The 26740-nt window shown below is 62.3% G+C and carries 24 protein-coding genes and 1 pseudogene; 7 read left to right on the top strand and 18 right to left on the bottom strand.

Annotated elements, in window-relative coordinates:
- Positions 1-44: 44 nt before the first annotated feature.
- Together OH764_RS28045 and OH764_RS28040 are read right to left on the bottom strand one after the other, a co-directional pair.
- Positions 45-2018, bottom strand: coding sequence for a putative bifunctional diguanylate cyclase/phosphodiesterase (locus OH764_RS28045; protein ID WP_498849354.1), 1974 nt, complete (start codon positions 2016-2018; stop codon positions 45-47).
- 190 nt (positions 2019-2208) lie between these two features.
- Positions 2209-2592 (bottom strand): hypothetical protein, encoded by a 384-nt coding sequence (locus tag OH764_RS28040; RefSeq protein WP_498849353.1) that lies wholly within the window; start codon positions 2590-2592, stop codon positions 2209-2211.
- A gap of 351 nt (positions 2593-2943) precedes the next feature.
- On the opposite strand from OH764_RS28040, the gene OH764_RS28035 reads away from it, so the two are divergent.
- Complete coding sequence (locus OH764_RS28035) at positions 2944-3222, top strand: HU family DNA-binding protein (protein ID WP_006049832.1); 279 nt, start codon at positions 2944-2946, stop codon at positions 3220-3222.
- Positions 3223-3393: 171 nt separating this feature from the next.
- Here OH764_RS28035 and OH764_RS28030 read toward each other — a convergent pair whose 3' ends face one another.
- From OH764_RS28030 to OH764_RS28020, 3 genes are all read right to left on the bottom strand, one after another.
- The gene (locus OH764_RS28030; protein ID WP_498849352.1) at positions 3394-4512 is read right to left on the bottom strand and encodes a 3-deoxy-7-phosphoheptulonate synthase; all 1119 of its coding nucleotides are present in this window, start codon (positions 4510-4512) and stop codon (positions 3394-3396) included.
- A 116-nt stretch (positions 4513-4628) separates the two neighbouring features.
- A complete protein-coding gene (locus tag OH764_RS28025; protein ID WP_498849351.1) occupies positions 4629-5486 on the bottom strand; it encodes a DUF72 domain-containing protein in 858 nt (285 codons plus the stop codon).
- 113 nt (positions 5487-5599) lie between these two features.
- The gene (locus OH764_RS28020; protein WP_498849350.1) at positions 5600-6355 is read right to left on the bottom strand and encodes a TetR/AcrR family transcriptional regulator; all 756 of its coding nucleotides are present in this window, start codon (positions 6353-6355) and stop codon (positions 5600-5602) included.
- 281 nt (positions 6356-6636) lie between these two features.
- On the opposite strand from OH764_RS28020, the gene OH764_RS28015 reads away from it, so the two are divergent.
- From OH764_RS28015 to OH764_RS28000, 4 genes are all read left to right on the top strand, one after another.
- On the top strand, positions 6637-7818 hold the full coding sequence (locus tag OH764_RS28015) for an isovaleryl-CoA dehydrogenase (protein WP_498849349.1): 1182 nt from the start codon (positions 6637-6639) through the stop codon (positions 7816-7818).
- 97 nt (positions 7819-7915) lie between these two features.
- Complete coding sequence (locus OH764_RS28010; protein WP_498849348.1) at positions 7916-9523, top strand: carboxyl transferase domain-containing protein; 1608 nt, start codon at positions 7916-7918, stop codon at positions 9521-9523.
- 26 nt (positions 9524-9549) lie between these two features.
- Positions 9550-10335, top strand: coding sequence for an enoyl-CoA hydratase/isomerase family protein (locus OH764_RS28005; protein WP_114200231.1), 786 nt, complete (start codon positions 9550-9552; stop codon positions 10333-10335).
- Positions 10336-10407: 72 nt separating this feature from the next.
- Positions 10408-12441, top strand: coding sequence for an acetyl/propionyl/methylcrotonyl-CoA carboxylase subunit alpha (locus OH764_RS28000; protein ID WP_498849347.1), 2034 nt, complete (start codon positions 10408-10410; stop codon positions 12439-12441).
- Positions 12442-12481: 40 nt separating this feature from the next.
- Here the strand turns inward: OH764_RS28000 and OH764_RS27995 are convergent, their stop codons facing one another.
- The 5 genes from OH764_RS27995 to OH764_RS27975 all read right to left on the bottom strand — a co-directional run bounded on the left by OH764_RS27995 (position 12482) and on the right by OH764_RS27975 (position 16208).
- Entirely contained in the window at positions 12482-13273 is a 792-nt protein-coding gene (locus OH764_RS27995) for a phosphate/phosphite/phosphonate ABC transporter substrate-binding protein (RefSeq protein WP_498849346.1), read from the bottom strand.
- A gap of 78 nt (positions 13274-13351) precedes the next feature.
- Positions 13352-13630 carry a DUF1488 family protein gene (locus OH764_RS27990; RefSeq protein WP_498849345.1) on the bottom strand — a complete coding sequence of 93 codons (279 nt, stop codon included), beginning with the start codon at positions 13628-13630 and terminating at the stop codon, positions 13352-13354.
- Between the two features lie 223 nt (positions 13631-13853).
- The gene (gene gph / locus OH764_RS27985; protein WP_498849344.1) at positions 13854-14546 is read right to left on the bottom strand and encodes an HAD family hydrolase; all 693 of its coding nucleotides are present in this window, start codon (positions 14544-14546) and stop codon (positions 13854-13856) included.
- Entirely contained in the window at positions 14543-15313 is a 771-nt protein-coding gene (locus tag OH764_RS27980; protein WP_498849343.1) for an HAD family hydrolase, read from the bottom strand. The genes gph and OH764_RS27980 overlap by 4 nt, the downstream gene beginning before the upstream one ends.
- 178 nt (positions 15314-15491) lie before the next feature.
- The gene (locus OH764_RS27975) at positions 15492-16208 is read right to left on the bottom strand and encodes a MotA/TolQ/ExbB proton channel family protein (RefSeq protein WP_498849342.1); all 717 of its coding nucleotides are present in this window, start codon (positions 16206-16208) and stop codon (positions 15492-15494) included.
- Between the two features lie 261 nt (positions 16209-16469).
- Here OH764_RS27975 and OH764_RS27970 point away from each other — a divergent pair, with 261 nt between their 5' ends.
- The gene (locus tag OH764_RS27970; RefSeq protein ID WP_498849341.1) at positions 16470-17591 is read left to right on the top strand and encodes a beta-propeller fold lactonase family protein; all 1122 of its coding nucleotides are present in this window, start codon (positions 16470-16472) and stop codon (positions 17589-17591) included.
- Positions 17592-17665: 74 nt separating this feature from the next.
- Here the strand turns inward: OH764_RS27970 and OH764_RS27965 are convergent.
- A pseudogene (locus OH764_RS27965) lies at positions 17666-20024 on the bottom strand (TonB-dependent receptor).
- A gap of 203 nt (positions 20025-20227) precedes the next feature.
- Here OH764_RS27965 and OH764_RS27960 point away from each other — a divergent pair.
- Positions 20228-21250, top strand: a complete 1023-nt coding sequence (locus tag OH764_RS27960; protein WP_498849340.1) for a sensor histidine kinase family protein — start codon at positions 20228-20230, stop codon at positions 21248-21250.
- On the opposite strand, the gene OH764_RS27955 is transcribed toward OH764_RS27960, so the two are convergent.
- The 7 genes from OH764_RS27955 to OH764_RS27925 form a co-directional block, all read right to left on the bottom strand.
- Positions 21220-21882 (bottom strand): response regulator transcription factor, encoded by a 663-nt coding sequence (locus OH764_RS27955; protein WP_498849339.1) that lies wholly within the window; start codon positions 21880-21882, stop codon positions 21220-21222. The two genes, OH764_RS27960 and OH764_RS27955, sit on opposite strands and share 31 nt — an antisense overlap.
- Before the next feature lie 83 nt (positions 21883-21965).
- A complete protein-coding gene (gene pqqE, locus OH764_RS27950) occupies positions 21966-23168 on the bottom strand; it encodes a pyrroloquinoline quinone biosynthesis protein PqqE (RefSeq protein ID WP_498849338.1) in 1203 nt (400 codons plus the stop codon).
- Between the two features lie 4 nt (positions 23169-23172).
- Positions 23173-23442 carry a pyrroloquinoline quinone biosynthesis peptide chaperone PqqD gene (pqqD, locus tag OH764_RS27945; RefSeq protein ID WP_498849337.1) on the bottom strand — a complete coding sequence of 90 codons (270 nt, stop codon included), beginning with the start codon at positions 23440-23442 and terminating at the stop codon, positions 23173-23175.
- Entirely contained in the window at positions 23439-24191 is a 753-nt protein-coding gene (pqqC, locus tag OH764_RS27940) for a heme oxygenase-like domain-containing protein (protein WP_498849336.1), read from the bottom strand. The genes pqqD and pqqC overlap by 4 nt, the downstream gene beginning before the upstream one ends.
- Before the next feature lie 43 nt (positions 24192-24234).
- Positions 24235-25155: a pyrroloquinoline quinone biosynthesis protein PqqB gene (gene pqqB / locus OH764_RS27935; RefSeq protein WP_498849335.1), complete on the bottom strand. Its 921-nt coding sequence runs from the start codon at positions 25153-25155 to the stop codon at positions 24235-24237.
- The gene (locus OH764_RS27930) at positions 25152-26177 is read right to left on the bottom strand and encodes an alpha/beta fold hydrolase (RefSeq protein ID WP_498849334.1); all 1026 of its coding nucleotides are present in this window, start codon (positions 26175-26177) and stop codon (positions 25152-25154) included. Before OH764_RS27930 ends, pqqB begins: the two co-directional genes overlap by 4 nt.
- Positions 26174-26737: a cytochrome b gene (locus OH764_RS27925; RefSeq protein WP_498849333.1), complete on the bottom strand. Its 564-nt coding sequence runs from the start codon at positions 26735-26737 to the stop codon at positions 26174-26176. The genes OH764_RS27930 and OH764_RS27925 overlap by 4 nt, the downstream gene beginning before the upstream one ends.
- Positions 26738-26740 lie beyond the last annotated feature (3 nt).

Here is a 26740-nt window from a genome sequence, read left to right as displayed (position 1 = left end):
TTGCGCTGCGCTGCGCTGCGCGGCGTCCTTTGCGGCCGTTGCGATTACGCGGCCCCGTCGTCCATGCGGCGTTGCTCCTGTGCTGCCTGCAAGTAGCCCGAGACCGCCCCCGAACGCATGGGCCGGCTAAACAGGTAGCCTTGCACTGCGCGAGCGCCCAGTGCCTTGACTACTTCGGCCTGTGACGATGTTTCGAGTCCTTCAACCACACATTCGAGTCCGAGGTTCTTGCACAGGTCGAGCACCGATTTGACGATCTTCTTCGATGCGCTGTTCGAATCCACGTCGGTCATGAAACTGCGGTCGATCTTGATCGAATCGAAGGGCAGACGGTGCACGTAACTCAGGCTCGAATAGCCGGTGCCGAAGTCGTCGAGAGAAACGCGGCAACCGGCCTGCTTGATCATCGTGAGCGCCGAGCGCGCTTGCTCGAAATCGCGAGTGAGCGCAGTTTCGGTGATCTCAAACGACACGCGATGTGGCGGTACGCCGCTTGCCGCGACAATGTCAATCAGGCGGCGCGCGCGCGCGGACGTTGAAATGTCGATTGCTGAGAGATTGAACGACAGATACAGCTCGCTCGGCCAGTGCGGCACCTCGGCGAGCGCCTTGTGTAGCAGCACCTCAGTGATGCGCAGAATGATCTCGGTCCGTTCCGCGATCCGGATGAACTCTTCCGGCTTGACGGCGCCGAGCCTTGGGTTGTGCCACCGCCCCAGTGCTTCGAGACCGATGGTTCGCATCGTGACGACATCGGAAATCGGTTGAAACTCCAGAAAGAGTTCCGACTCCAGTTCGGCGTGACGCAGTTCCTGCGTAACGAGGCTCGAACGCCGGATGCGTGTTTCGTGCTCGGTCGAGAAGATCACTGCCGTGCCGCGCCGGCCTTCCTTGCCGACGTAAAGCGCCGCGTCTGCGCGCTCGAATACCTGGGTAACGGTCTTTCCCGCATCCGGGAACGCGGCCCAGCCGATCGTGCCCGACAGTTCCGCAATATTGCCTGCCACACGATACGGTTGACTCAGCGAGTCGCAAATGCGCTGGCCCAGTTCGAATAGCGTTTCGTTCGACTGCGTGTGTTGGGCAAGTACGCCGAACTCGTCGCCGCCGAGCCGTGCGAAGAAAATGCCAGGCTCGGCCAGCGCGAGCAGCCGCAAGCCGACTTCCTGCAACACGAGGTCACCGCTTGCGTGGCCGTAAATGTCGTTGACCTGCTTGAAGCCGTCCAGATCGATGAGGCCGACATTGAATCCGCCACCGGTGGCAAGCGCCTGCTCGGACAATGCCCGCAGCGAAGCGAAGAAGCTGCGGCGGTTGGGCAGGTCAGTCAGGCTGTCGATGCTCGCAAGGCGAAAGTTCTCGTCGCTGAGCCTTTGAGTTTTCTCCTGGCTCGCCTGCAATTCGCGCTGCGCATATACGACGCCGGAGAACGTCCGGTAATACAGTTCGATGATGAAAGCGAGTGCAAGTCCGACGAGCGTCATGTCGATCGCCATCGCGATGAACACCGGTGATCCTGTAAAGACAAGAAACGTCGAAAAACTTAGGATCACTATGGACAGAAGCAGCAATGCGGCCACGCGCAAGTGCATCAGGCAGAACACGCAGCCGACCACGGTCGTCGCCATGTAGAACGCAACCTGTGCCTGCTCGTACGCGGTGCCGTACGGCAGCAGCATCAGCGACCAGGTGGTAAAGGCAATGCCGAATGTGCTCGAGAGCCAGACGAGCTTGCGTACCTCGGGCACTGCCTTGTCATGCGTCAGCACGCGATGCCGCGCGCGCCACCACCGTATGCATCGCACGACGCATAGCGTGCAGAGCGCGCCCGGCGCGTAGATCGAAAGCCATGCCGGCGCACTGTGCACGTGCGTGACCGTGACCGCCAGCGTATTGACGAACAGGATGAAGTAAAGAAGCGGAATCTGGCGGCCGACCGCCTGGAGCTGCGAACGCACGAGATCGGGGTCTGTGTCCGCCCCGGAAAATGCCTGCCTTAAAGTGGCTATTCCAACCATTCCTGTCCCTTAACGTTTGCGCCGCATACGCAGCTTGGTATATCGGCACATGCTAATCAGACCTTGAGTGCTCTCGATGCGTCAGCTCCGTCGTCCAGCTTTAGCCGGGGTCCGGTAATAAAGACCTCCGAACTACCGGTGGCGCTGCGCTTCGGGCTCCCGGCGGGTAACTTTGACCTCGGAGTGCGCTTCAAAGCTTGGGACAGGACAGTACTCGCAATGGTCCAAGGGTGGTGCCCGGTTCGCCCGGCGCGGCCGGGTTACCTTGCGGAGGCGTGGATATCAGGCGCACTGCATTGTCGCCGGCATTCGCCAGTACATATTTTTCGGCGCTGTTCTCCGGTTGCCAATAAGCGCGGAACACGCCGTTTTCGCCGAATACGAGCAGCGTGCCGTGCACTGTTTTTGCGCCGCTAATCAGGTCGACGGGTTCGCCGTCGCGCACCCGGAACGCCTGAAGCGCGGTCGAATTCGTCGTTCCCGCCAACGTCGCGCAGTTGTTTTCGTCGGCTGAGGCGGTCGTGCATGAGAGCGCGCCGACGAGTGCACATGTTGCTATAAGGCGAAAATTCATTTTTTTCTTCTCCCAATTGCAAACTCAAAACCCGCTCGGCGCTGCCCGAATCACGATAGCCGTTCGAGTACTCCGCCGAAGCAAAAATTTGTCCAACGACCCTTTTGCTTCGCGCTAAAGCACTGAAATTGCAACGGATTGTGATACGCGACCGATGCCGGCCAAGCGGGCAATACACGTAAGCACGCGATTCTTAGGGCACTTTGCCGCACAAATTCGTCAAATCGGCTGTGGGCGGGTGATACAAGGCTTACACGCAGGGTTTGCGCGAAAGCGCGCCTATGCGTTAGTGTGTCGGTCCCGGCGCGACAGATGTAGCGCCGGTTCCATGATTACCATACGGGAAGTGCTATGAACAAACAGGAACTGATTGATGCAGTCGCCGCAGCAACGGGCGAAAGCAAAGCGGCCACCGGCCAAACCATCGACGCTATCGTTGAAGCGGTGACCAAAGCCGTTGTTGGTGGCGATACGGTGCAACTGGTCGGTTTCGGTTCTTTCTCGACCGGCGCGCGCGCAGCACGCGTGGGCCGTAATCCGTCGACGGGCGCCGAGATCCAGATCGCTGCTGCCAAGACGGTGAAGTTCACCGCAGGCAAGGCGTTCAAGGAAGCCGTCAACGCGTCGTAATGCAACGCGCTTCACGCCGGAGCATCCGCAATGCGCTGTCATGGCGCGGCGCGAGCGATGCCTCGGGTGTGAGGAATCACGCGCTGCCCAGCCCCGGTAGGACGAATCCATCGGCGGATGGCGCGGCGCGTGTGCCTGCTTGCCGCATGCAGTTATCAGGCGTGTCCGCGATCAGCTCGCGCGGCGCTTGCGTGTCGCGTCGGCGAGTGTCTCGAGCACCGGTTCGGTTTGCGCCCAGCTTACGCAAGCATCTGTAATCGACACGCCGTCACGCAGCGGCTCTCCCGCCTTCAGATCCTGACGGCCTTCTTCCAGATGACTTTCAAGCATGACGCCGATAATGCGGCGCTCCTGCGCGGAAAGTTGTTGCGCTACGTCCTGCACCACGTCCAGTTGACGCAGATGCGATTTGCCCGAGTTCGCGTGCGAGCAGTCGATCATCACCTGTTCACGCAGACCCGCTGACTTGAGCGCGGCACAACTCGCGGCGACCGACGCGCTGTCGTAGTTCGGTCCCTTCTTGCCGCCGCGCAGAATCACATGGGCGTCGTCGTTGCCGCGCGTTTCAAAGATGGCCGCCATGCCCATCTTGGTCATGCCCATGAACGCGTGGCTGGCGCGCGCGGCCACGATCGCGTCAGCGGCGATCTGTACGCCGCCGTCTGTGCCGTTCTTGAAACCGATCGGACAACTGAGCCCCGAAGCGAGTTGACGATGACTCTGGCTTTCCGTTGTACGTGCACCGATTGCGCCCCACGCGATCAGATCGGCAATGTACTGCGGACTGAGCAGATCGAGGAATTCGGTGGCAGTAGGCAAGCCGAGCCCGTTGATGTCGAGCAGCAATTGCCGCGCGCGACGCAGGCCTTCGTTGATACGGAAGCTGCCGTCCAGACGCGGATCGTTGATATAGCCTTTCCAGCCCACCGTGGTGCGCGGCTTTTCAAAGTACACGCGCATGACGATCAGCAGGTCGTCTTTGTAAGCATCGGCTGCGGCCTTCAGCTTATGTGCATATTCGATCGCCTGGTCATGGTCGTGGATCGAGCAGGGCCCGACGATCATCACCAGCCGGTCGTCGCGTTCGTGCAGGACGTCGGCGATTTCCACGCGTGTCTTTTCCACGAGCGATTGCACGGTGGCGGGCACGGGCAATTCGTCCTGCAATAGCGCAGGGGAAATCAGCGGGCGGACCGCGCCGATGCGAACGTCGTCGATGCGCGTAGTGTCCTGCGTGGCGTCGGCCGAGCCGACTTCCCGGTCGTGCAGAGGATTGTCGATGGCGCTCAAGGTAATCTCCCGGACTTTCGATGTGAGGCGGCCTCGCGGCCTTGAATGTGGTGTCGTTGCGTGTGGTTCGCTGCCGGGATTATGACACTCGCATGCCGCCGCCGAAACGGCGCCGCTCAAAGCCGCTCGATCAACGCCATTGCAGCGGCCGGATTGCGTTCCTTGAAGCCACTGATTACGTAGAGATAAACATCGCGCGGGGCCGCTTTCGCGGGCGGCTCGGCGCACGTTTCCAGATCGGCGGGCGTCGTGCCCGCGGCTAGTTGCCGAACGCGTTCGACCCATGCGTCGAGTGTTTTCGTCGCGTAGCCCTTCGCCTGTTTATCGGTCGTACCCATGATGCGGGCGTAGACGAACGGCGCGGTGATATCTGCAATTTGCGGGTACTCGCTGTCGCCGGCCAGCACGACTGCAACCTTGTATTTGCGCGCAAGGGCGATGAATTCCGGTGTCTTGAAGCTGTCGTTGCGCACTTCGATTGCATGCCTAAGCTTTATGCCTTCGATGCTCGCCGGCAGCAGCTTAAGGAAGGCCTCGAAATCCTCGCTGTCGAATTTCTTGGTCGGCGCGAACTGCCAGTTGATGGGGCCGAGCTTCTGTTTGAGAAGCAGCACGCCGCTTGCGAAGAAACGTTCGATGGTCTCGCCGGCCTCCGCGAGTACTTTGCGGTTGGTCGAGTAGCGCGGCGCCTTCAGCGAAAAGACGAAGTCGTCTGGCGTTTCCTGATACCACTTTTCATAGCTCGCCGGCTTTTGCAAACCGTAAAAGGTGCCGTTGATTTCAATTGAACTGAGATGCCGGCTCGCGTACTCGAGTTCGCGGCTTTGCGTGAGATCTTCGGGGTAGAACGTGCCGCGCCACGGCGCATAGGTCCAGCCGCCTATGCCGATCCTGACATTGCCGGCCTTCGCAGCTTTAGTGGTCTTTGCGCTCGTTGAAGATTTTGCGGCTTTCGCGGGCTTGAGATCTGCCACCTGGTGTTCTCCTTTTGGCTGCGCTTTATCTACCGTGAGACCGGTAGATTAGCGTCTTTTTTGCCACCGGACAGAACTCGCGAGAACTACGATTAGTAGGGGAACACCAGACGCTATTCGCCGCTTGCCGGATCGGCGTTGCGCGCAGCGGCCTCACGTGCGGCTTCCTCGAAACGACGGTTTGCTTCCGCCACTTCCGCCCTGAACTGTTGCAACGCATTCACCGCGAGATCGGGCGGTGTCAGCGCGGCCCACAGTACGTCTATCAACTGATCCGCGGTTGCTTCGATGTCGGTGTGCCGGTTCGCGAGCGTCGCGTCCCACAACACATGTTCCATCGGCCCGAACACCATGGAGCGCAACAAGCGCAACGGCATGTCCGCGCGAATCTGGCCGCTTTCCTGGCCTTGAGCGAGGACGCTCATTAGCGGTGCGGTATAGCGGCGCTGCAACTCGGTCAGCGCCTCGCTCAACTCATGATGACGCGCGCGTCCTTCCGACAACACCAGCGCGCAGAGGTCGGTGCCGTTCACGAGCATCAGCCGCAAATGCGTCCGCACGATAAACGCGAACTGCTGGCGCACCGTGCCGTCGCGCGGCAGCCCGGATTCGATTGCGTCGATGATCTCGTCGTACCAGTCGCCGATAACGCGCGCGCACAGTTCCCGCTTGCCGCGAAAGTAGCTGAAGACGGTCGCCTCGGAAACGCCCAGGCGTTGGGCGATCTCGGCGGTCGTGGCGCGCTCGTAGCCCTTCTCGGAGAACACGTCGCGGCCCGCCTGAAGAATCTCTTTGACCCGCTGCTGCGACTTGCGCCCGGCCGGCTGGCGGCGCGATGCGGGCAATTCGGCCTTGAGAGCAACCGTCATATGAGTCGAAGTCAATTTGCTGGAAGGGATCGGCTGAAAACGCCGCGCTGATCTCATGCTATCACAGCATCAGCAGCCATCAACCGATCCCATCGTTTTCTGAGTCAAACTCAGAAATACCTATTGACGCTCACGTAAATGTAGCGTGAAATGCGTCTTGAACGTCGCGCGCCTCAAGTATGGCGGGAGACGCGGCCCATCAGGCGGCCGCCGTCCGCCTGGCCGCGCTCGAATTCGCCGGCATCGTTGTCCGGCCGCCAATGAACTCTGGAGACACCGCAATGAGCAACCTGCCCGGTTTGCAATTCCCGCTCGGCGAAGAAATCGAAATGCTGCGTGACAGCATCGCCGGATTCGCTGCGAAAGAAATCGCGCCGCGCGCGGCTGAGATCGATCGCACGGACCAGTTCCCGATGGACTTGTGGCGCAAATTCGGCGATCTCGGCGTGCTCGGCATGACGGTCTCGGAGGAATATGGCGGTGCCAACATGGGCTACACCGCGCATATGGTCGCGATGGAGGAGATCTCGCGCGCGTCCGCTTCGGTCGGTCTCTCATACGGCGCGCATTCGAATCTGTGCGTGAACCAGATTCATCGCAACGGCACCCAGGCGCAAAAGCAGAAGTACTTGCCAAAACTCGTGTCGGGCGAACATGTCGGCGCGCTTGCAATGAGCGAGCCCAATGCGGGTTCGGACGTGGTCAGCATGAAGCTGCGCGCCGATAAGAAGGGCGACCGCTATGTGCTCAACGGCACGAAGATGTGGATCACCAACGGCCCGGACTGCGATACGCTGGTCGTCTACGCGAAGACCGATGTCGAAGCGAATTCGCGTGGCATTACAGCGTTTATCGTTGAAAAAGGCATGAAGGGTTTCTCGGTTGCGCAAAAGCTCGACAAGCTCGGCATGCGCGGCTCGCACACGGGCGAGCTGGTGTTCCAGGACGTGGAAGTGCCCGAGGAAAACATTCTCGGGCAATTGAACGGCGGCGTGAAAGTACTGATGAGCGGCCTCGACTACGAGCGTGCGGTGCTCGCGGGCGGCCCCACGGGCATCATGGTCGCGGTGATGGATGCGGTCGTGCCGTACATTCATGACCGCAAGCAGTTCGGTCAGTCGATCGGCGAATTCCAGCTGATCCAAGGCAAGGTTGCCGATCTCTACACCACGCTGCAGGCGTGCCGCGCGTATCTCTACGCGGTTGGCCGTCAACTGGACACGCTCGGCACCGCGCACGTGCGCCAGGTCCGCAAGGATTGCGCGGGCGTGATCCTCTACACGGCCGAAAAGGCGACATGGATGGCGGGCGAAGCGATCCAGATTCTCGGCGGCAACGGCTATATCAACGAATATCCGGTCGGGCGTTTGTGGCGCGATGCGAAGCTGTATGAAATCGGCGCGGGCACGAGCGAAATCCGCCGCATGCTGATTGGCCGCGAGCTGTTTGCCGAGACTGCGTAAGCGCTCACGCGCCAACTTCCAAACAAGCGGCATGAGATCGCAGTAAGCGCTAAAGCGCCGACTCCGATTCTCCGATCGACACAGGAGAAGCCACGCAATGCCGATCATCGAATCCAAGCTGAACCCGCGCTCCGACGACTTCCGCGCGAACGCGGCGGCGCTCGAGGCGCTGGTCGCCGATCTTCGTGCGAAGGTCGAACAGCTCGCGCTGGGCGGCGGGCAGGCCGCACGCGAAAAGCACACAGGGCGCGGCAAATTGCTGCCGCGCGAGCGCATCGAAAAACTGCTCGATCCGGGCACCCCGTTTCTCGAGTTCTCGCAACTCGCAGCGTACGGCATGTATAACGACGACGCGCCGGGCGCCGGCGTGATCACGGGTATCGGACGGATTGCGGGCCATGAGTGCGTGATCGTCTGCAACGATGCCACGGTCAAAGGCGGCACGTACTACCCGGTCACGGTCAAGAAGCACGTGCGTGCGCAGGAAATCGCGGCGGAAAACCACTTGCCGTGCGTATATCTCGTCGACTCGGGCGGCGCGAACCTGCCGAATCAGGACGACGTATTTCCCGACCGCGACCACTTTGGCCGCATCTTCTACAACCAGGCGAATCTGTCTGCAGCGGGTATTCCGCAGATCGCCGTCGTAATGGGCTCCTGCACCGCGGGCGGCGCCTATGTCCCGGCCATGAGCGATGAATCGATCATCGTGAAGAACCAGGGGACCATTTTTCTCGGCGGTCCGCCGCTCGTGAAAGCCGCAACCGGCGAAGTGGTCAGCGCGGAAGACCTTGGCGGCGGCGACGTGCATACGCGTCTGTCCGGCGTGGTCGACCACCTTGCGCAAAACGACGCGCATGCATTGGCGATTGCGCGCAGCATCGTCGGCAATCTGAACCGCACGAAGCATGTGGCGCTCGTGCTGCAGGAGCCGAAGCCGCCGCGCTACGACGTGAAGAGCATGTACGGCGTGATTCCTGTGGATACGAGAAAGCCGTTCGATATTCGCGAGGTGATCGCGCGCATTGTCGACGACTCTGCATTCGACGAATTCAAGGCACGTTACGGCACGACGCTTGTGTGCGGCTTCGCGCATATCTGGGGCCATCCGGTCGGCATCATTGCAAACAACGGCATTCTGTTTTCAGAGTCCGCGCTGAAGGGCACGCACTTTATCGAACTGTGCTGCCAGCGCAAGATCCCGCTAGTATTTCTGCAGAACATCACAGGCTTCATGGTGGGCCGCAAGTACGAGAACGAAGGCATCGCACGTAACGGCGCAAAGATGGTAACGGCGGTGGCCACGGCGAAAGTGCCGAAGTTCACGGTGATCATCGGCGGCTCTTTCGGCGCGGGCAATTACGGCATGTGCGGCCGCGCGTTTTCTCCGCGTTTCCTGTGGATGTGGCCGAACGCGCGCATTTCGGTAATGGGCGGCGAACAGGCGGCGTCGGTCCTGGCCACGGTCAGGCGCGACGGTATCGAAAGCAGGGGCGGCTCATGGAGCGCCGACGAAGAAGAGGCCTTCAAACAGCCAATTCGCGAGCAATACGAGCATCAGGGCCATCCGTACTATGCGAGCGCGCGTCTTTGGGACGACGGCGTCATCGATCCGGCGCAAACCCGCGACGTGCTTGGTCTCGGTCTGTCGGCTGCGATGAATGCGCCGATCGAAGATACGCGCTTCGGCGTGTTCCGGATGTGACGCAGACGACGCATGGAGCCGCCACGATGCACTATGAAACACTGAATGTCGAATTCGCCGGGCACGTTGCAACCGTTACGCTGAATCGTCCGGACGTGCGCAACGCGTTCAACGAAACAATGATCGCCGAACTGACATCGGCCTTCACGGCATTGGACACGCGCGACGACGTGCGCGCGGTCGTGCTGGCCGCGAACGGCAAGGCTTTTTGCGCTGGCGCCGATCTGAACTGGATGAAAAAGATGGCCGCCTACTCCGACGAGGAGAACCGCGCCGACGCGATGCTGCTCGCGAACATGCTGTCATCCATCTATCGCTGCAGCAAGCCGGTAATTGCTCGTGTAAATGGCGACGCCTATGCGGGCGGCATGGGACTCATCTCGGCGTGCGACATCGTGGTGGCGGTGGAAAGCGCTCGCTTCTGCCTGTCGGAGGCGCGGCTAGGGCTCATTCCGGCGACTATCGCGCCCTACGTGGTTCGCGCGTTGGGCGAGCAGGCGTCGCGCCGCTATTTCATCACTGCCGAGCAGTTCGACTGCGCGACGGCGCTGCGCCTTGGGTTCGTCGGCGAAGCGGTCAGCGCCGGGCAACTGGATGCCACCGTGCAGCAGATCGCGCAGACGCTGTGCGCGAACGGTCCGCAAGCGGTGCGCAATTGCAAGCAACTCGTGCAGGACATGGCGGGCCGCGAGTTGAACGATGCACTGATTGAAGATACGGCCGCGCGCATCGCGCGCACGCGAGCCGGCGCGGAAGGACGCGAAGGCGTCGCGTCGTTCCTTGAAAAGCGCACGCCTGCCTGGCGTGATTGAAGCGCGGCTCACTGACATTCCGAGGCGCCCGCAGGCCTTCACCAGAAGAATATCCCGAGATCGAGACAACTCATGTTCAACAAGATCCTGATTGCAAACCGGGGCGAAATCGCGTGCCGCGTCGCGGCGACCTGCAAGCGGCTCGGCATTGCGAGTGTGGCCGTTTATTCAGACGCGGACGCCGATGCAAAGCACGTCAGCGCCTGCGACGAAGCCGTGCATATCGGCGGCGCGACCGCGGCGGAAAGTTATCTGCGCGTAAAGCGCATCATCGAGGCGGCGCGCGCGACCGGCGCACAGGCCGTGCACCCCGGCTATGGCTTCCTGTCGGAGAACGAAGACTTTGCCCATGCATGCGAAGCCGCCGGCATCGTGTTCATTGGACCGCCGGTCGAAGCGATCGCGGCGATGGGCTCAAAAGCCGCGGCTAAGGCGCTGATGCACGCGGCGGCGGTGCCGCTCGTTCCCGGTTATCACGGCGATGATCAGAACCCCGAACTATTGCATCGAGAAGCAGATGCGATCGGCTATCCGGTGCTGCTCAAGGCCAGTGCGGGCGGTGGCGGCAAGGGCATGCGGGTTGTCGAGCGCAGCGAAGACTTTCTCGCGGCGCTCGCTTCGTGCAAGCGCGAGGCGGCGAGCAGTTTCGGCAATGATCGAGTGCTGATTGAAAAGTATCTGACGCGGCCGCGTCACGTCGAAGTGCAGGTCTTCGCGGATCGTCACGGCGGCGCAGTTTATCTGTTCGACCGCGACTGCTCGGTGCAGCGGCGTCATCAGAAGGTGCTGGAAGAAGCGCCCGCGCCGGGATTGTCCGCGCAAATCAAGCGCGAAATGGGCGAGGCCGCAGTGGCCGCCGCGCGCGCCGTGAACTACGTGGGTGCCGGTACCGTTGAGTTCATCATGACGGCCACAGGCGACTTCTATTTCATGGAGATGAACACCCGCTTGCAGGTCGAGCACCCGGTGACGGAAATGATCACGGGTCAGGACCTGGTGGAATGGCAACTGCGTGTAGCCGCCGGCCAACCGCTGCCGCTCACGCAGGACCAGTTGAAAACTGACGGCCACGCAATCGAGGCGCGCATTTACGCCGAACATCCGGCTCGCGGGTTCCTGCCTTCGACCGGCACGCTCAAGCATTTGCGCATGCCTGAAGGCGTGGAATTTATGATCCATGCCGGCGCGGGCGAAAGCCGCAAGGCGCCCGTGCGGATCGACAGCGGCGTGCGCGAGGGCGACACGATCACGCCGTTCTACGATCCGATGATCGCGAAGCTGATCGTACACGGCGCGACGCGAGAGGAAGCGCTCGCGCGAATGAGCCGTGCGCTGCACGCTTGTGAGGTGGTCGGTCCGCACACCAATGTCGAGTTCCTGCAACGCATTGTCGAGAGCGAGCCGTTCGCGACGGGGGACCTCGATACGGGCCTGATCGAGCGGCATCACGAAGCGTTGTTCGCGCCTGTAAAGAAGCCGTTCAAGGAAGCGCTCGCGCTCGCGTGCGCCGCGCTGCTCACGCGCGAGGGCGGCACCGCGCACGGCGCGTCGCCGTGGGACGCGCTATCGCACTGGCGCCTGAACAGCGGCTTTACACAAACGCTGGGCTGGCTCGCTATCGAAAACAGCGGGGAAACCGGCAGCCCGTTCACAGTCGCTTTTGCACGCGACGGCGCGACACAAACGCTCGAACACGACGGCGTGCGCGAAAGTTTCTCATGGTCCAGCGGCGCGGGCTTGCACGAGTACCGCGCGACGATAGGCGATGCGCGCGCCACGGGCCGTGTGTTCATCGACGGCGATACATTCCATGTGTTCTGTCTCGGTCACGCGCTGGCGTTCGAGTGGCAGAACCTGCTCGCACATGCCGCGGACGCCGAACATGGCGAAGGCCGCCTGACCGCGCCGATGCCCGGTAAAGTGATCGCGGTCCTGGTCGAGCCGGGCGCGGTCGTGGAGAAAGGCACGCCGCTAATCGTGATGGAAGCGATGAAAATGGAGCACACGATCGGCGCCCCGGCAGCAGGCACGGTGTCTGAAGTGCTGTATGCGGTTGGCGATCAGGTGGCCGATGGTGCGCAGCTTCTGGTGCTGGACGTGCAATAGGCGTGATCATTTCCGGCCGCCCGAAAGCCGCAACAAAACCTCAGCCGAGGCGCGTATACCCTGCCGCACGCGCCTCGTTTTCTAGTTGCGCAATGCGTTTATAGTCGTCGAGCGGCAACGTGGAAAAGCCCTGCAAACGCAAGCGTCTCGCGCGATCGGGCCGCAGTGCGAGCGCTTCGTTAAGCGCCTCGCGCAGCGCTCCCACCGTTGCGGCGGGCACCGTGTCCGATGCGATTAAAGGCAGCCCCGGCGAGGCTGCCGTCATGCCTATGCGCCTGACTCGCCGTGCGAGTTCCGGCATCTCATCGCAGACAAAAGCGAACGTCACACAATCTATCGCGGCGACGTCTGCCCGGTTCTCCACGACGGCACGCAGCGAGCCGACATGCGAACCGGTGCGCACCGCAGCGCGGAAGAACGCACCCTCATGGGAGTGCGGCGCGACCGCGTGGCGTAGCGCATTCATGCCGCTATTCGAATCGTCCTGGTTGTAGGCGGCGCGTGCGCCCCGCAGCGACGCGAGCGTATCGAACGGCGCATCCGAGCGTGTGACCAGCACGCTGGAGTAATGCGCGCCTTCGCAACCAGGCGCGTCGAAGCGCGGCGTGGCGATCAACTGCACCTGTTCGTGCAAACCGTGCATCAACGGATAGCCGCAGGTTTGCGACATCAACAGATTGGGCCGGCGCCAGAAGCCGTGCAATTCTTCGTCGGGTTCGACGATGCGGCACGCGGGCTTGACCATGCGCAGCACGTCGGAAAGCCACCCGCGCCACTCGGTCTCGAGCGAGGGCGTGACGTTGTACATCGGCAGGGCGGCGATCCAGGTCATGACGCAAGTCTTGCTTACCTATATTGCTGGGAAATACATGGTCGTACTGATGCGTGGTCATACGAACGTGTGATCATGCTAATGCATGATCATACGGAATTCGTCGACACCGAGTCGCACGGGCTCACTCGGCGTGAAGGTCCACTTTTGCGCGGCCACCGTGAGAATCTCGTTTTGCGCGCCTTCGAATGCCAGCAGTAAGTCCTTTTTTCGCGCGCTTGCTGCGCCGCAAAAGGTGATCAACGCATCCGCGCTCACTTCGAAAATCTGCGCCCGGTCGTCGCAGCACACTCTGAACGCGACCGTTGCGCACTCCGTAACACAGGGCCGGAACCCTTCATCTACATAAACCGACATGGCGACCTCCTTTCGCGCGCGCGCCTGAGTTGTCAGCATGACAAGCTGTAAGCCGCCAGTATGTGGGAGAGCCAGCATTCGCGGTGAAATCGGCCAGCGGAGCGGACACGCGCGCCGCGAAGGACCATGGCAAAGATGATGGATACCAGTCAGGCACGCGAAGTGGGATCGGAAACGGTACTGATTCGCAAGCGTGGGCGCTTATCGGTATCCGTCGCAGGTTCTAGTGCGGACGAAGTAAAGCAGGCAGTTGCACAAACGAATCGATCAGCGCCTCGCATTGCAGCGCCTCGGGGCCATCCGGTCCGCCATACCCGTAGCTCACGATGAACACCGGCATACCGGCCGCTTGTGCGGCGCTCACGTCGACCGGCGAATCGCCGACCATCACGCTGCAATCCGCATCTACGCCCAGTAATCGGCAAGCGTGCCATAGCGGTTTGGGATCGGGCTTCATGCGCTCGATCGAATCGCCCGCGACCAGCAGGTCGAGATGATCCGCAAGGCCTGTCGTCAGTAGCAACGGCGCTGCGAGCGCCTCCGGTTTGTTGGTGACGCATCCAAGCCGGTAGCCGAGCCGTCGAAGCTCGCCGAGACCCGCGGCGACGTGCGCAAACACATGGCCATGCTTGCCATTGGTCTGTTCATAGTGCCGATAAAACGTCGCGAGTCCTTCGCTCACATCGACTTGCCGGTCCAGCGCCGCCGCTTCGAGGGTGCGTCGAACGAGGTTCGGAACACCTTTGCCGATAAAGCTGCTGACCGTGTCGAACGGCAACGGCGCCCGACCGAAGTCGGCGAGCATGCGGCTCGCCGCTTCGACGATATCCGGCGCGGTGTGGACCATCGTGCCGTCGAGGTCGATCAGCACGGCACGTGTTCGCGTTTGCGGCGCTAAAACCGGTTGCTTGCTCATACGACAGCGGCCTCGTTCAACGCCTTGCTGTGCCAGTGGCGCAACGTGTCGAGGTCCACCCATGCGGGCCGCTCGCCGGTTGTTCCAGATGGAATCGGCGCATGAGGATCGCCGAGATGAGGCAGCACGGCTAACGCGCCGTCGAAAGAATCCTGCGACGTGTACGTGGTCGGTGTTACGACAGTCGGTATCAGCGCCGCGCGCGCGGCCCGCAGACCGTTGGCGGAGTCTTCGAACGCGATGCAAGCCGCGCCTGGCAGGCCAAGTTGCCGAAGCACGTCGAGGTAGACATCGGGCGCAGGCTTCTTTTTCTGCGTGGTGCTCGCGTCGCAGATCGCAGCGAAACGGCTGCGCCAATCGGGACCGAAGGGGCCTTGCAGAAGCGCATCGAGATTCGCCGGCGTGGTGGTCGTCGCGATTGCCACGGGAACGGAGGCCTCGGCGGCTTCGTCGATCAGCCGCGCAATGCCCGGCCGCAGTGGCAACCCGCCGTTGTGCACGCGGGCCGCGTAATGACGGGTCTTGATCGCGTGCACCGTGTCGATGACGCGGCTCACGCCCGAGCCCTCGGCTTGCTGCGGGTCGGCAATGCGCCAGTAATGCAGCAGGCGCTCTTTGCCGCCCGCTACCGCGAGAAGCCGCGAGTAGAGCGCTTCGTCCCAGTGCCAGTCGAGACCGACTTCCGCGAATGCCGCATTGAACGCGTGCAGGTGCGCGCTTTCGGTATCGGCAAGCGTGCCGTCCACATCGAAGATCAAGGCTTGCATGAGCCAGTCCTCTTCATATTTGCAGAGCGGCGTCATGCATGTCGCCGGTGTGCAGTCACGATAGCGGAGCGGCACGGCAATTTGAACTCAGAGTTTCTTTGGGCCGCGATAACCGATCCTTTAACGGCTTTTAACGCTGCACGTGTGCCGCGTAAGTACAGGCTTGCGCGCGATCGCGTCACGCGCGCGGCAGTTGCAGGCCGGTGACGAAGTACGCGTGCAGTCCATGCGCGAAGCGCTTGAGCCGGGTGACGATCGACTTGTTCGCGCGCGTGAGGCCGTTGTACCCGAGCACCGCGGGTATTGCGACAAAGAGACCGAACGCAGTCATGATGAGCGACTCTCCGACAGGTCCGGCAACATGATCGATCGATGCCTGTCCCGTTTCGCCGATCACGATCAACGCATGGTAAATGCCCCACACGGTGCCGAAGAGGCCGACGAACGGCGCGGTGCTGCCGATCGACGCCAGCACCGCGAGACCGCTTTGCATATGGGCGATGATGTCGTCGATGGTGCCCTGCAGGCGGCGCGCAATCCAGTCCGACACGCCGATGCGGTCTTGCAGATGCGGCCTGTTTTGCCGGTGATGAGCCGCGGCCTCCGCGGCGGCCACAGCAAGCGCCAGAAGCGGATTGGCCCGTAGGACGGCCGCCGATGCGTCGCCGCTATAACTGTCGAGGCCACCCAGGTCTTCGAGCCCGTGTTCGAAGCTGTCCGCTTGCCAGAACAATGCGTCGGTGCGGCCGGTCACACGCTTGATGCGCATGACATGCGACAACTTGACGACGATGACCGTCCACGACACGATGGACATGATGAAAAGTGTGCCGAGGATCGCGCGTGTGACGAGATCGCCGCTCTGCCAGACATTCGCGACACCATAGTGCTGCATACCGTTTCCTTCAAGTCGCTTCGCATGGAAGGTTAGACCCAGGCGACTAGCGGACTACAAGCAGGCGACGTGCGCTGCATCGTCGATGTCTGCTTATTCATTCTCCGCTGCGGAGCGGCGTTTTAGAACGGCTACTGCAGTTGCTAAGTCAATTCGGGAAAATTTCCTGCCCCTCTGCGTTGCCAAACGTTCCTTTAATGAACTACTTTGCTTGAATGCCGGGCTTGCGCGGCACAGCGCTTTCACAACGGAGTAAAAAATATGCTGGAGACACGCGTTCGTATAACAACAGGGGGACGTCCCATCGTTTTAGCTGCGGCTGCCGCGGCTGTCTTTGCCACGTTCGCGGCGGCCCCGGCGCTAGCCGCGACGCCAACGGCTTATGTGACGAGCGAGAAGGCGGGCGTCGGTGTGATCGACCTCGACAAGATGACGCTGGCGAAGACGTTTCCTGTCGGCGAAGCCGGTCCGCGCGGGCTGAGCCTGAATGCGGACGGATCGCGCCTCCTGGTGGCCAACAAGAATACCGGCGACCTTGCTGTCATCGATACGGCTTCCGGGGAAGTCGTGCAGCGCGTGAGAATCGGCAAGAATCCGGAGTTTGTGCGCGTGCACAACGGCTATGCGTATGTGACGTACGAGCCGGGCGAAGACGGCGGGCCGCCCGCCGCGAATGCGCAGCCCGGCAAGCCGGCTAACGAGTCAGGCAAGAAACCGCATGCCGACGACGATGACGATGCCAACAAGCCGCCCGCCGAGATCGCGATCGTCGATATGAAAACCTGGCGCGTAATGCGTTCGGTAACGAGCGGTCACGAAACCGAGGGCATCGAGTTTTCGCGCGACGGCAAAAGCATGCTCGTCACGAACGAAGGCGACGACACGGTTTCCGTCTATCACGCGCGCACCGGCGCACCGCTCAGAACCGTGAAGCTCGCGGCGGGCGGGCGTCCGCGCGGCATCCGCCTGTCGCCGGACGGCAAGGAATACGTGGTTACGCTCGAGTCGTTGAGCAAGCTGGTCGTTATCGACGCGCACACGTTCAAGGTCGTCCGGACCGTGCATACCAAGCTGGGTCCATACGGCGTGGCATACGGTCCGGAGGGCAAGAGGCTCTTCGTCGCCGCGGCGCGCGACAAGACGGTCCAGGTGTTCGACGGCCACAGCTACGAGCATCTCGCCGACGTTCCGGTGGGACAACGCTGCTGGCATTTCAGCTTTACGCCGGACGGCGCGAAACTACTGGTGGCCTGCGGGCGCTCGGACGCGGTCTATGTGCTCGATGCGCGCAGCTATCAGCCGATTACGCAGATCGGCCAGTTGCCGCTCGCATGGGGAATCGTTACCTATCCGCATAGCGACGGCTCGATCGAATCGCGCTGACTGCCGCTCATTCGCGGGGCGATGACAGGTCCATCATGTGTCATCGCCTCGCGTATGCATCGTGTTGCATCATGTCATTTCCACGCATAGCGCAGGCCGACCCAGAACCCGCGCGGCGCGCCTGGCCCGACGAACTGCTCGTTGCTCGGGTTCGCGCCGTCGAACGTATGGTTGGGGCCGTTGAAGAAGTTTTCTCCTAACGTGCCGAAGCTCGCATACCGCTTGTCGAGCAGGTTCGTGATGTTCGCGAAGACCTGCAACTGTTTGGTCACCTGGTACGACGTATCCAGATCGATCAGCAGATAGCCGGCGATCTTGCCGTTGACGTCCTGGTTGTTTTCGTCGCCCTGTGCATAGATGCCGCCTCGCCACGTGAGGTTCGCGCCAACCTTCCACTTTGCGGTGGCTGCGTAGTCGAGTTGCAGCTTGACCGTGTTCGCCGGAATTCCGGGCAGATGGTCGCCCGGCTTCACATCAATGTTGCCATTCGCGTCCGCGCTCGAATTGCTCGGGCTGCTCTCGGTCCAGGCCGACCGATAGGTTGCGTCGATATAGCTGTAGCTCGCCGTTACGGCGAGTGGACCCACCTGGCTGCGCCCGGATAACTCGAAGCCTTGCCGGCGCGTGCGGCCGACGTTCTGAAAGAAGCCACGATTGCTCGCGGCGCCGTTGCTGCTGATGAACTCTATGTCGTTATCGAGCGTCGTTCTATACACGGCCGCGCTCCATGTCGTCGCCCTGTCCGAGCCGTCCGCGCGCGCCGAACTCGAAGGTCTTCGAAATCACCGGTTGCAGCGCCGGGTCTGACACGAAGTCGTTCGGCAGCGAGCAGGGCGCGGCGGGGTCCGCGCAGGCGAGTTCGATCGCGGTGGGCGAGCGCATGCCTTCGTTGTAGGTGGCATAGGCAGTGAACGTCGTGGTCGGATTCCAGTTGATGCCGACTGCCGGATTGAAGCGGGAAAACGTATGGTGTCCGTTCAACTGGGGCTGAAGGCCGCTTGAGTCGCCGATGGTGGCATCCGCCCAGTTGTAGCGGCCCGCAAGCGTCAGCGCCCATTGCTTCGTCAGCGACAACGTGTCTTGCAGGTAGATGCCGTAGTTGCCGTTATGCGTTTTCGCCGCGGTCTGCTGCGTGAAATCGCCGATGCCGAGCGTCGCGCGCGAGTCGGTGAACACCGCGTCTTGCGACGATTCCGTGTAGCGCGAATTTGCAATGTCGGCCGACACGCCGGCCACGAACTGATTCTCCATGCCGCCGAGTTTGCCGAGCAACGTGAGTTGCAGGCTTGCTCCGTAACTCTCGGTCGAGACCACTGATTTTTCATTGGTCGCCTGCGTGGTGTCGACGTCGCCGTCGTCCCCGATGGAGCCGAAGTTCGGATTGGTGTTGCTGCTCAGGTTGCTGTTGCGGAAATGCCGGTAGTACGCATTGCCGCTCAGTTCCACGTTGTCGCTGAAGTAGTGTTCGCCCGAGAGCGTCAGGTAGCCCGCCGTGTTCAGGTTCTGGTCGGGATAGGTGTACGGCTGCTTCGGGTTGCCAAGAAACGAACGCGGAATGGTCTGCGTGCCGTGCAGATCGTTGTCCGCGCCGCCCGCCGACAGGGACAGCGTGGTTTCCGCATCGGTATAACGCAGCTTGCCGAAGATCTGGCACACGCGGCTTGCATTCTGTTCGGCCCAGCCGTTGTCGTTGGCCACGTTGCCGGTCACGTAGTAGTCGAGGTTCTGTCCGATCGTGCCGCCTTGCTCGATCTGCGCGCTCTTGCGGCCCCACGAGCCGAGCGCCACTTCGGCCTCCCCGCCGGGACTCGTTTTGCCGTTCTTCGTGGTGATAGCAAGCGCGCCGCCGAGTGTGTTCAGGCCATAGGTCGGATTGGAACCCGGAATCAGTTGAATCGTGTCGATGGCTTGCTGCGGAAGCACGTCCCAGTTCACCACGTCGCCGAACGGCTCGTTCACGCGCACGCCGTCGACGAACACCGAAATGCCTTGCGGTGTGCCGAGCAATGGCGACGCGGTGAAGCCGCGATAGTTGACGTTCATCTGATACGGGTTGCCCTGCGCATCGGCGATATCGACGCTCGGCAGATTCTTCGCGAAGTAATCGGTGAGCGTGCTGCGGTGCTGTTGCGCGATGTCTTGCGCGTGGACCGTTTGCACATTGGCCGGGACCTGAGCGAGCGGTGTGCCGATGCCGAGAAGCGGCGTGGTGCCGACCACCACGACCGGTGCGAGCGTGGTCGTCTGGCCGTCCGCACCCGCGTCGACAACTTCCGCCGATGCCGCTGCCGACACCTCGGCCGCCGGTTGGCCATCAGCCCACGCGCCGACCGAAATGCTTGCGAGCGCGCTGCCGAATCCCAGCGTCAGGCCGGCGCGTCGCCGCAGTTTGAGCACGGTATTGGGACGGCGCACGCGTGATGCGATATTCATTATTCTGTCTCCTGCTGGGCGACGCTTTCTTTATGGCGCAGCCGCGTTGCGGCATGCGTAGCGCTTTCTTTCAAGGTGTGCAAAGCTTCGCATGCGCCATCGCGCGGAAGCTCGGGAGCTTTTCCCGAAATCGCGAGGAAGCGTTCCCTAACTCGTCGCAACCACAGTTCGTGTCCGACCGGCCTGAGTAGAATGCAAACGTGATGTCGAGCGACTCCTCCAAACCTTCGTCCGCCCGCCGCGAGCCATCGCATTCGACGGTTCGGCGCGATCTCGCATGTGTGCTCGCACTGACTACGCTGGCTGCGGTGCTGAGTTCGGTGTTCGATGTCAGCGAGCAGGCGTATCGCTGGACGCGAGGTCTGGAGCGCTTCCAGCTCGACGAATTGCCGGGAACGCTGTGCGTGCTCTCTTTGGGCCTCGCCTGGTTCGCCTGGCGGCGCTATCGCGAGACGCGCCGCGAGCTTGCCTATCGCCGCGCGCTGGAAGAACAGGCCGAACGTCTGCTGGCCGACAACCGGCGTCTCGGCAATCAGGCTTTGCAGGCGCAGGAGATCGAGCGCCGCCATCTCGCGCGGGAATTGCACGATGAACTCGGCCAATACCTGAACGCAATTTCACTCGACGCGGCGCGCATCCGCGATCTTTCAGCGGCGCGCGAACCGGAGGTTCATCGGATATCGCTCGGTCTGATGCAGAGCGCGAGCCATGTGTACCGGCAGATCGGCGGCATGATCCGGCGGCTGCGGCCTATCGGTCTTGACGAATTCGGCTTGCCGAGTGCACTTGAACATTGCATCGACGGCTGGCGCGAGCGGCTGCCAGATGCGTCGTTCTCGCTGACAATAGAAGGCGATTACTCGGCGCTCAGTGACGCGTTGACGATCACGCTTTACCGGCTCGTGCAGGAAGGGCTGACGAACGTGTCGAAGTTTGCGCGCAACTCGCGCGTGGAGGTGTTCATGGTGCGCGCGCCGCGCGAAGCGCACATGTCAGAAGACACTGCGAAGGTGAACGAACCGATTGACGAAATCGTCGTGACCATGGCCGACGACGGACCCGGCGTCGACCTGGATGCACCGCGCGACGGGCTGGGCCTGATCGGCATGCGCGAGCGCGTCGAGGCGCTTGGCGGCGAATTTCATGTGGCGAGCAGGCCCCAAGGCGGCTTTCTGTTTTGCGCGCGCGTGCCCGCTCAGGCGGGGCTTGCCGAACCGGTGAACTGAAGACCGAGGCGGCTTGCCATTTGCGCAAGTTGAACGCCGTTGTCGGCACCGAACTTCTGCCGGATCACCGACTGATGATTGGCCACCGTCTTCTGGCTAAGACCGAGTTTTTCGGCGATGCTCGGCAGCGTGTAACCCTGTACGAGCAGGCGCAGCACTTCGAATTCACGCGCGGATAACTGCCGCCCAGGCGGGCCTTCGCTGAAGGCGTTGCGCAGTGCGAGCGCCTGCGAGACGTCAGGGCTCAGATAGCTCACGCGCCTCGCGATCGTGCGAACCGCTTCCACGAGCACATCGGGTGCGCTGGCCTTGGTCACATAGCCGAGCGCGCCGGCGTCGAGCGCCCGGCGCACGAAAATCGCTTCTTCATGCACGCTGAAAATCAGCACCCGGGCATCAGGCTCGCGCGCGAGCATGCGCCGCATCGCCTCGATACCGCTTGCTCCCGGCAGCGACACGTCCATCACGACGACATCGGGTCGCAGCGCACAGAAGCGCTGATAGGCGAGGGTGGCGTCGGCCGCCTCGCCGCACACGTGCACGTCGGCATTCACTTCGAGCAGACGCCGGTAGCCTTCGCGCACCACGGCGTGATCGTCGACGAGCAACACTGAAATGTCCGCCCCTGCCATGTCCAGCCTCCATGCAACGCGGTCGATCAGAGTTCGCACTTCAGCGCTTTACTCTGGTTCCCTGCAGCACTGTCCCCTGCAACTTACTCGTGACGGCCACCGTCATGCGGCTTATCCGCCGCTTGCGCAGCCAGAAGCTTGCGCGAGTTTGCGTCGTTACGAAACAGGATCGGTTGCTCACGCGGCGCGCTTGCCGATGCCGCCAGACGCGTGACGTTCACCACTTTTTCATGCGACGGTGACTTGTCGCAAACCGGGTCGGCATTGGCTGCGTCGCCGGTGAGCAGATACGCCTGGCAACGACAGCCGCCGAGATCGCGCTCCTTCTCCTCGCAACTGCGGCACGGTTCCTTCATCCACTGCAGACCGCGAAAGCGGTTGAACGCGTCGCTGTGATACCAGATCTCACGCAGCGGCGTCTCTTTGACGTTCGGCAGCACGAGTCCGGGCAGACCGCGCGCGGCGTGGCATGGCAGCGCTGCGCCGTCTGGCGCCACGCCAAGGAAGACCGCGCCCCAGCCGTTCATGCAACGCTTCGGGCGTCGTTCGAAATAGTCGGGCACGACGAAGAAAATCTTGCACCGGTCGCCATGCGTGCGTCGATAACGTTCCACCACGACTTCTGCTTCGTCGAGCTGCTCGCGTGTCGGCATCAGTTGAGCCTGATTGTGATGCGCCCAGCCGTAGTACTGCGTGTTCGCGAGTTCCAGATATTCGGCGCCCATCGCGAGCGCCATCTCGATGATCTTGTCGACGTGCGGCAGGTTGTAGCGATGCAGCACGCAGTTCAGCACCATCGGAAAGCCGTGCCGCTTGATCGACGCGGCAACACGCTGTTTGAGATCGAACGTGCGCGTGCTGCTCAGAAAGTCGTTGAGTTCCTGTGTCGAATCCTGAAACGACAGCTGAATGTGATCGAGACCGGCTGCCTTCAGATCGCCGAGGCGCTTGTCGGTTAAACCGATGCCGGACGTGATCAGATTGGTGTAGAACCCGAGCCGGCGTGCTTCTTCGACCAGCACTTCGAGATCGTCGCGCACCAGCGGTTCGCCGCCCGAAAATCCGAGTTGCGCGGCGCCGAGCGCGCGCGCGTCGCGCAGCACGCCGAGCCATTGCTCGGTGCTGAGTTCGCGACTGTGATCGGTGTAGTCGACCGGGTTGTAGCAGAACGCGCAATGCAGCGGGCAGCGGTAGGTCAACTCCGCGAGCAGCCAGAGCGGCGGCGCGACGCCGTCCGGCACGGCTTGAGACCGCGCGTCGGCCACGGGTTGCGAAAGATCGGTCATCGCGCTACTCCAGCCATCCACGTGAATGCGCGTCAGCGACGAAGGCGCGCACGTCGGGACCGAGTCCGGTGGCGTTGAACGCCTGCTCGAGATCGGCAATCAGCGCATTCATGTCGCGCGTGCCGTCGCACCGTTTCAGAATTTCTGCTGCGCTCTGGTTGAGCTTCACCATCCCTTCCGGATAGAGCAGCACGTGAGCGTCTTGCGCCGGTTCCCATTGCAGGCGAAACAGCTTGTTGAGGGCGGGACGTTCCGCGTTGGACATGTCGTTCATTGTGGAAAAGCCTTTTCGATCGAGTCCAGCATGGTCCACAGAATGTCGAGCTTGAATTGCAAAATCTCGAGCGCACGTTCCTGCTGCTCGCGACGCGTGAAATGATCGAGCGTGACCTGGAGACCATGCTCCACGTCGCGCTGCGCGAGCGTAATGCGTGAGCGGAAATATGCGAGGCCGGATGCATCGATCCACGGGTAATGTTCGGGCCAGCTTGCGAGCCGGTCGCGATGCACTTGCGGTGCGAACATTTCCGTCAGCGACGAACACACCGATTCCTGCCATGGTGCGCGGCGCGCGAAATTCACGTACGCGTCGACGGCAAAGCGCACGCCCGGCGTCACATGCTTGAGCGACCACAGTTCGTCGCGCGACAGGCCGACCGCGTCGCCAAGACGCGCCCATGTTTCTATGCCGCCTTCCTCGTCGCCATATCCGTCGTGATCGAGAATGCGCAGCACCCAGCGGCGGCGCGTCTCGCGATCCGGGCAATTGGACAGCACCGCTGCGTCTTTCAGCGGAATATTGATCTGGTAATAGAAACGGTTCGCGACCCAGCCGCGAATCTGTTCGCGCGAGCAGCCGCCGCTATTCATCTTCACGTTGAACGGATGGTGAATGTGATACGCCGTGCCCTTCGCGCGTAACTGCGCTTCGAATTCCTCGCGCGTCCAGGCTTCGTCGCCGGGCTTTTCGCCGCTCTGCGCCGCGTTGCGCGGTGCTGTGCTCAAGGTGTCTTTCGCGTTCATGCGATCTCCGGTTCGTGCGCAGTCAGTGCTTCCTGCGCACGCTTCATAGTTCGAACGTCATGCCGTCGTACGCAACTTCAATGCCGTGCTCCATGAGAATACGGCGCTCGGCGCCGTCCTCGACGAGAATCGGATTCGTGTTGTTGATGTGGATCAGTACCTTGCGGACCTGCTGCTCGCCAAGCGAGTCCAGTACTTCGATCATGCCACCAGGACCGGATTGCTGCAGATGACCCATGTCCGCCGCGGTTTTCTTCGAGAGGCCGAGGCGAATCATTTCGTCGGCGGTCCACAGTGTGCCGTCGATGAGCAGAAGATCCGCGTCGCGCATCGCATCGAGCACGTGTGCTTCGATCGCGCCGAGGCCCGGTGCGTAGAACACGCGCTTGCCTGTCTGCCGGTTGGTGATGACGAGCCCGATGTTGTCGCCGCGCTCCGGTGCGTTGCGATGCGGCGAATAGGGCGGCGCCTTGCTGGAGAGCGGCAACGCGTGGATCTGTACGCCGGGTAACGCGTCGACGGCGAGCGGCGCGCCGTCCAGCGCGATGCGGCAATGTTCGACGCCGCAGTAGTGCGAGAGCATCGGCGCGATCGGAAAGCCGCTCGTCAGGTCTTGCCAGACGGCATCGGTCGCATAGAGCGGCAGCGGCGTGTCGCGTTCGCGTAGCATCAACAGGCCTGTGACGTGATCGATCTGCGCGTCGATGACGAGCGCCGCGGCAATGCCGCTGTCGCGCGCGCGTCGAGCCGGTTGCAGTTCGGGGTTTGCGGCAATTTGCGCGAGCAGATCGGGCGACGCATTGACGAGCAGCCAGTCCTCGCCGTTCGCGCTGATCGCAATCGACGATTGAGTTCGGCGCGTCGCTTTCAGCGTGCCGCGCCGCACGCCGTCGCAATTGCGGCAGTTGCAGTTCCACTGCGGAAAGCCGCCGCCCGCCGACGAGCCCAGTACCTTGATTTTCATGCCGCGCGGCGCACCGTGCGCCCCTCGTAAGTAGATGGAAGAAACATGGCCGCGAGCGCATCAGCCACGCGTTCGCGCAACGCGGGATCGCTTGCCAGGTGGCCCGCACGCACGCGCTCAATGTATGCGGCGGGCACGGCCCGCGCGAGCCGGCGCAGATTGTCCGGCGGACACACGGGATCGCGTGAGCCGTGCACGGCGGTGATCGGCACACCGGCTGCGGCGGCGACGCGCGCAAGCGACAGCAGTCGTGTCTCTCCAAGCCAGCAACGATGCGTCAGGTAATGAGCCTGAATGCGATATTTGTCGACCAGCTTGTGGCTCTCCTCATGTGAGCTTCTGGCTGACACGAGCTTGCGTCGCGTGCTCGCACTGGCAAGCACCGCATTTTCATAGCCGCGCCACGCGAGCGCGAGCGCTCGCTGCTGCGCGTCACTCGCGCCGCCGCGCCGCAAGCGCGCGGCGCAGCGCGCGAGCAATCCGGCAGACTGCGTGCAACGTGCGGCGGCACACAGCTTCGCCCATGCATGCGGCGCGCGTTTGCGCGACGTGACGAAGAGACCGCGAATCTCGCGCGCCGATGTGAGGAAGAGGCCGCGCAGCACCACGCCCGTCACCGATTGCGGATGCCGCCCCGCATACGCGAGCGCGAGAGCCGCGCCCCACGAGCCGCCGAGCACGCCCCACCGTTCTATGCCGAGCCGTACACGCACCGCCTCAATGTCTTCGATCAGCAGATCCGTGCGGTTGTGGCGCACGCCGCCGCGAGGCGTCGAGCGACCGGTGCCGCGCTGATCGATCAGCACGACTTTGAAGCGCGTCAAGTCGAAGAGCCGCGTCGCGTCGGGCTGGCTACCGCTGCCGGGACCGCCGTGCAGTACGACGACGGGCACGCCGTCGGCGGCTCCGGCCACCGTGAACGACACGCGCTGAGCGTCGCGGGTGCGCAGCGCGTGCACAGTCGACGCCGCTTGCGGGCGCATACGTGTGTGCATTTCCGTGGCTGAGCGGGTGCGCCTCATGGCAACATCCTCGCGAGCAGATTGTCACGGTCGATCCATTGATGCTTGAGCGCGCCCGCCACATGCAACACGATCAGCGCGATCAGCACATAGGCGGTCACTTGGTGAATGCCGAAGAACAGTTCGCGCAGCCCCGCGTCGTCCCAGCCCCACCTGGGCAGCGGGATGCCCCACAAGCGTGTTCCATAGCGGTTGAACGACGAGCCCAGATAGCCCGACATGGGCATTGCCACCATTGCCACGTATAAAAGGCCCTGCGTAGTGCGCGCGGCGGCGCGTTGCCACGGTCGCATCGGCGGCAGGGGCGGCCGATGAAAGGCCACACGCGCCACGATGCGTAGAAGCACCAGCAGGAAAACTGTGAGTCCGATGGACTTGTGAAAGTTCAGAAGCGTCGCCTTGACGGGCAGGCCCTTCGGCAGTCCGACCATATACAGCCCGAGCGCGAGCAGGCCGATGATGCCGAAGGCGATCAGCCAATGCAGTGCGATCATCGAGCCGGCGTAGCGCGGTGCCGCGCTGGCGAGTGAGGGCGCGGAAGAAGAATGCGCGGTCGTCATGTC

The organism is Burkholderia sp. M6-3 (genome assembly GCF_050858985.1).
Taxonomy (GTDB): Bacteria; Pseudomonadota; Gammaproteobacteria; order Burkholderiales; family Burkholderiaceae; genus Paraburkholderia; species Paraburkholderia caledonica.
This window is presented reverse-complemented; position numbering and strand designations above follow the sequence as displayed.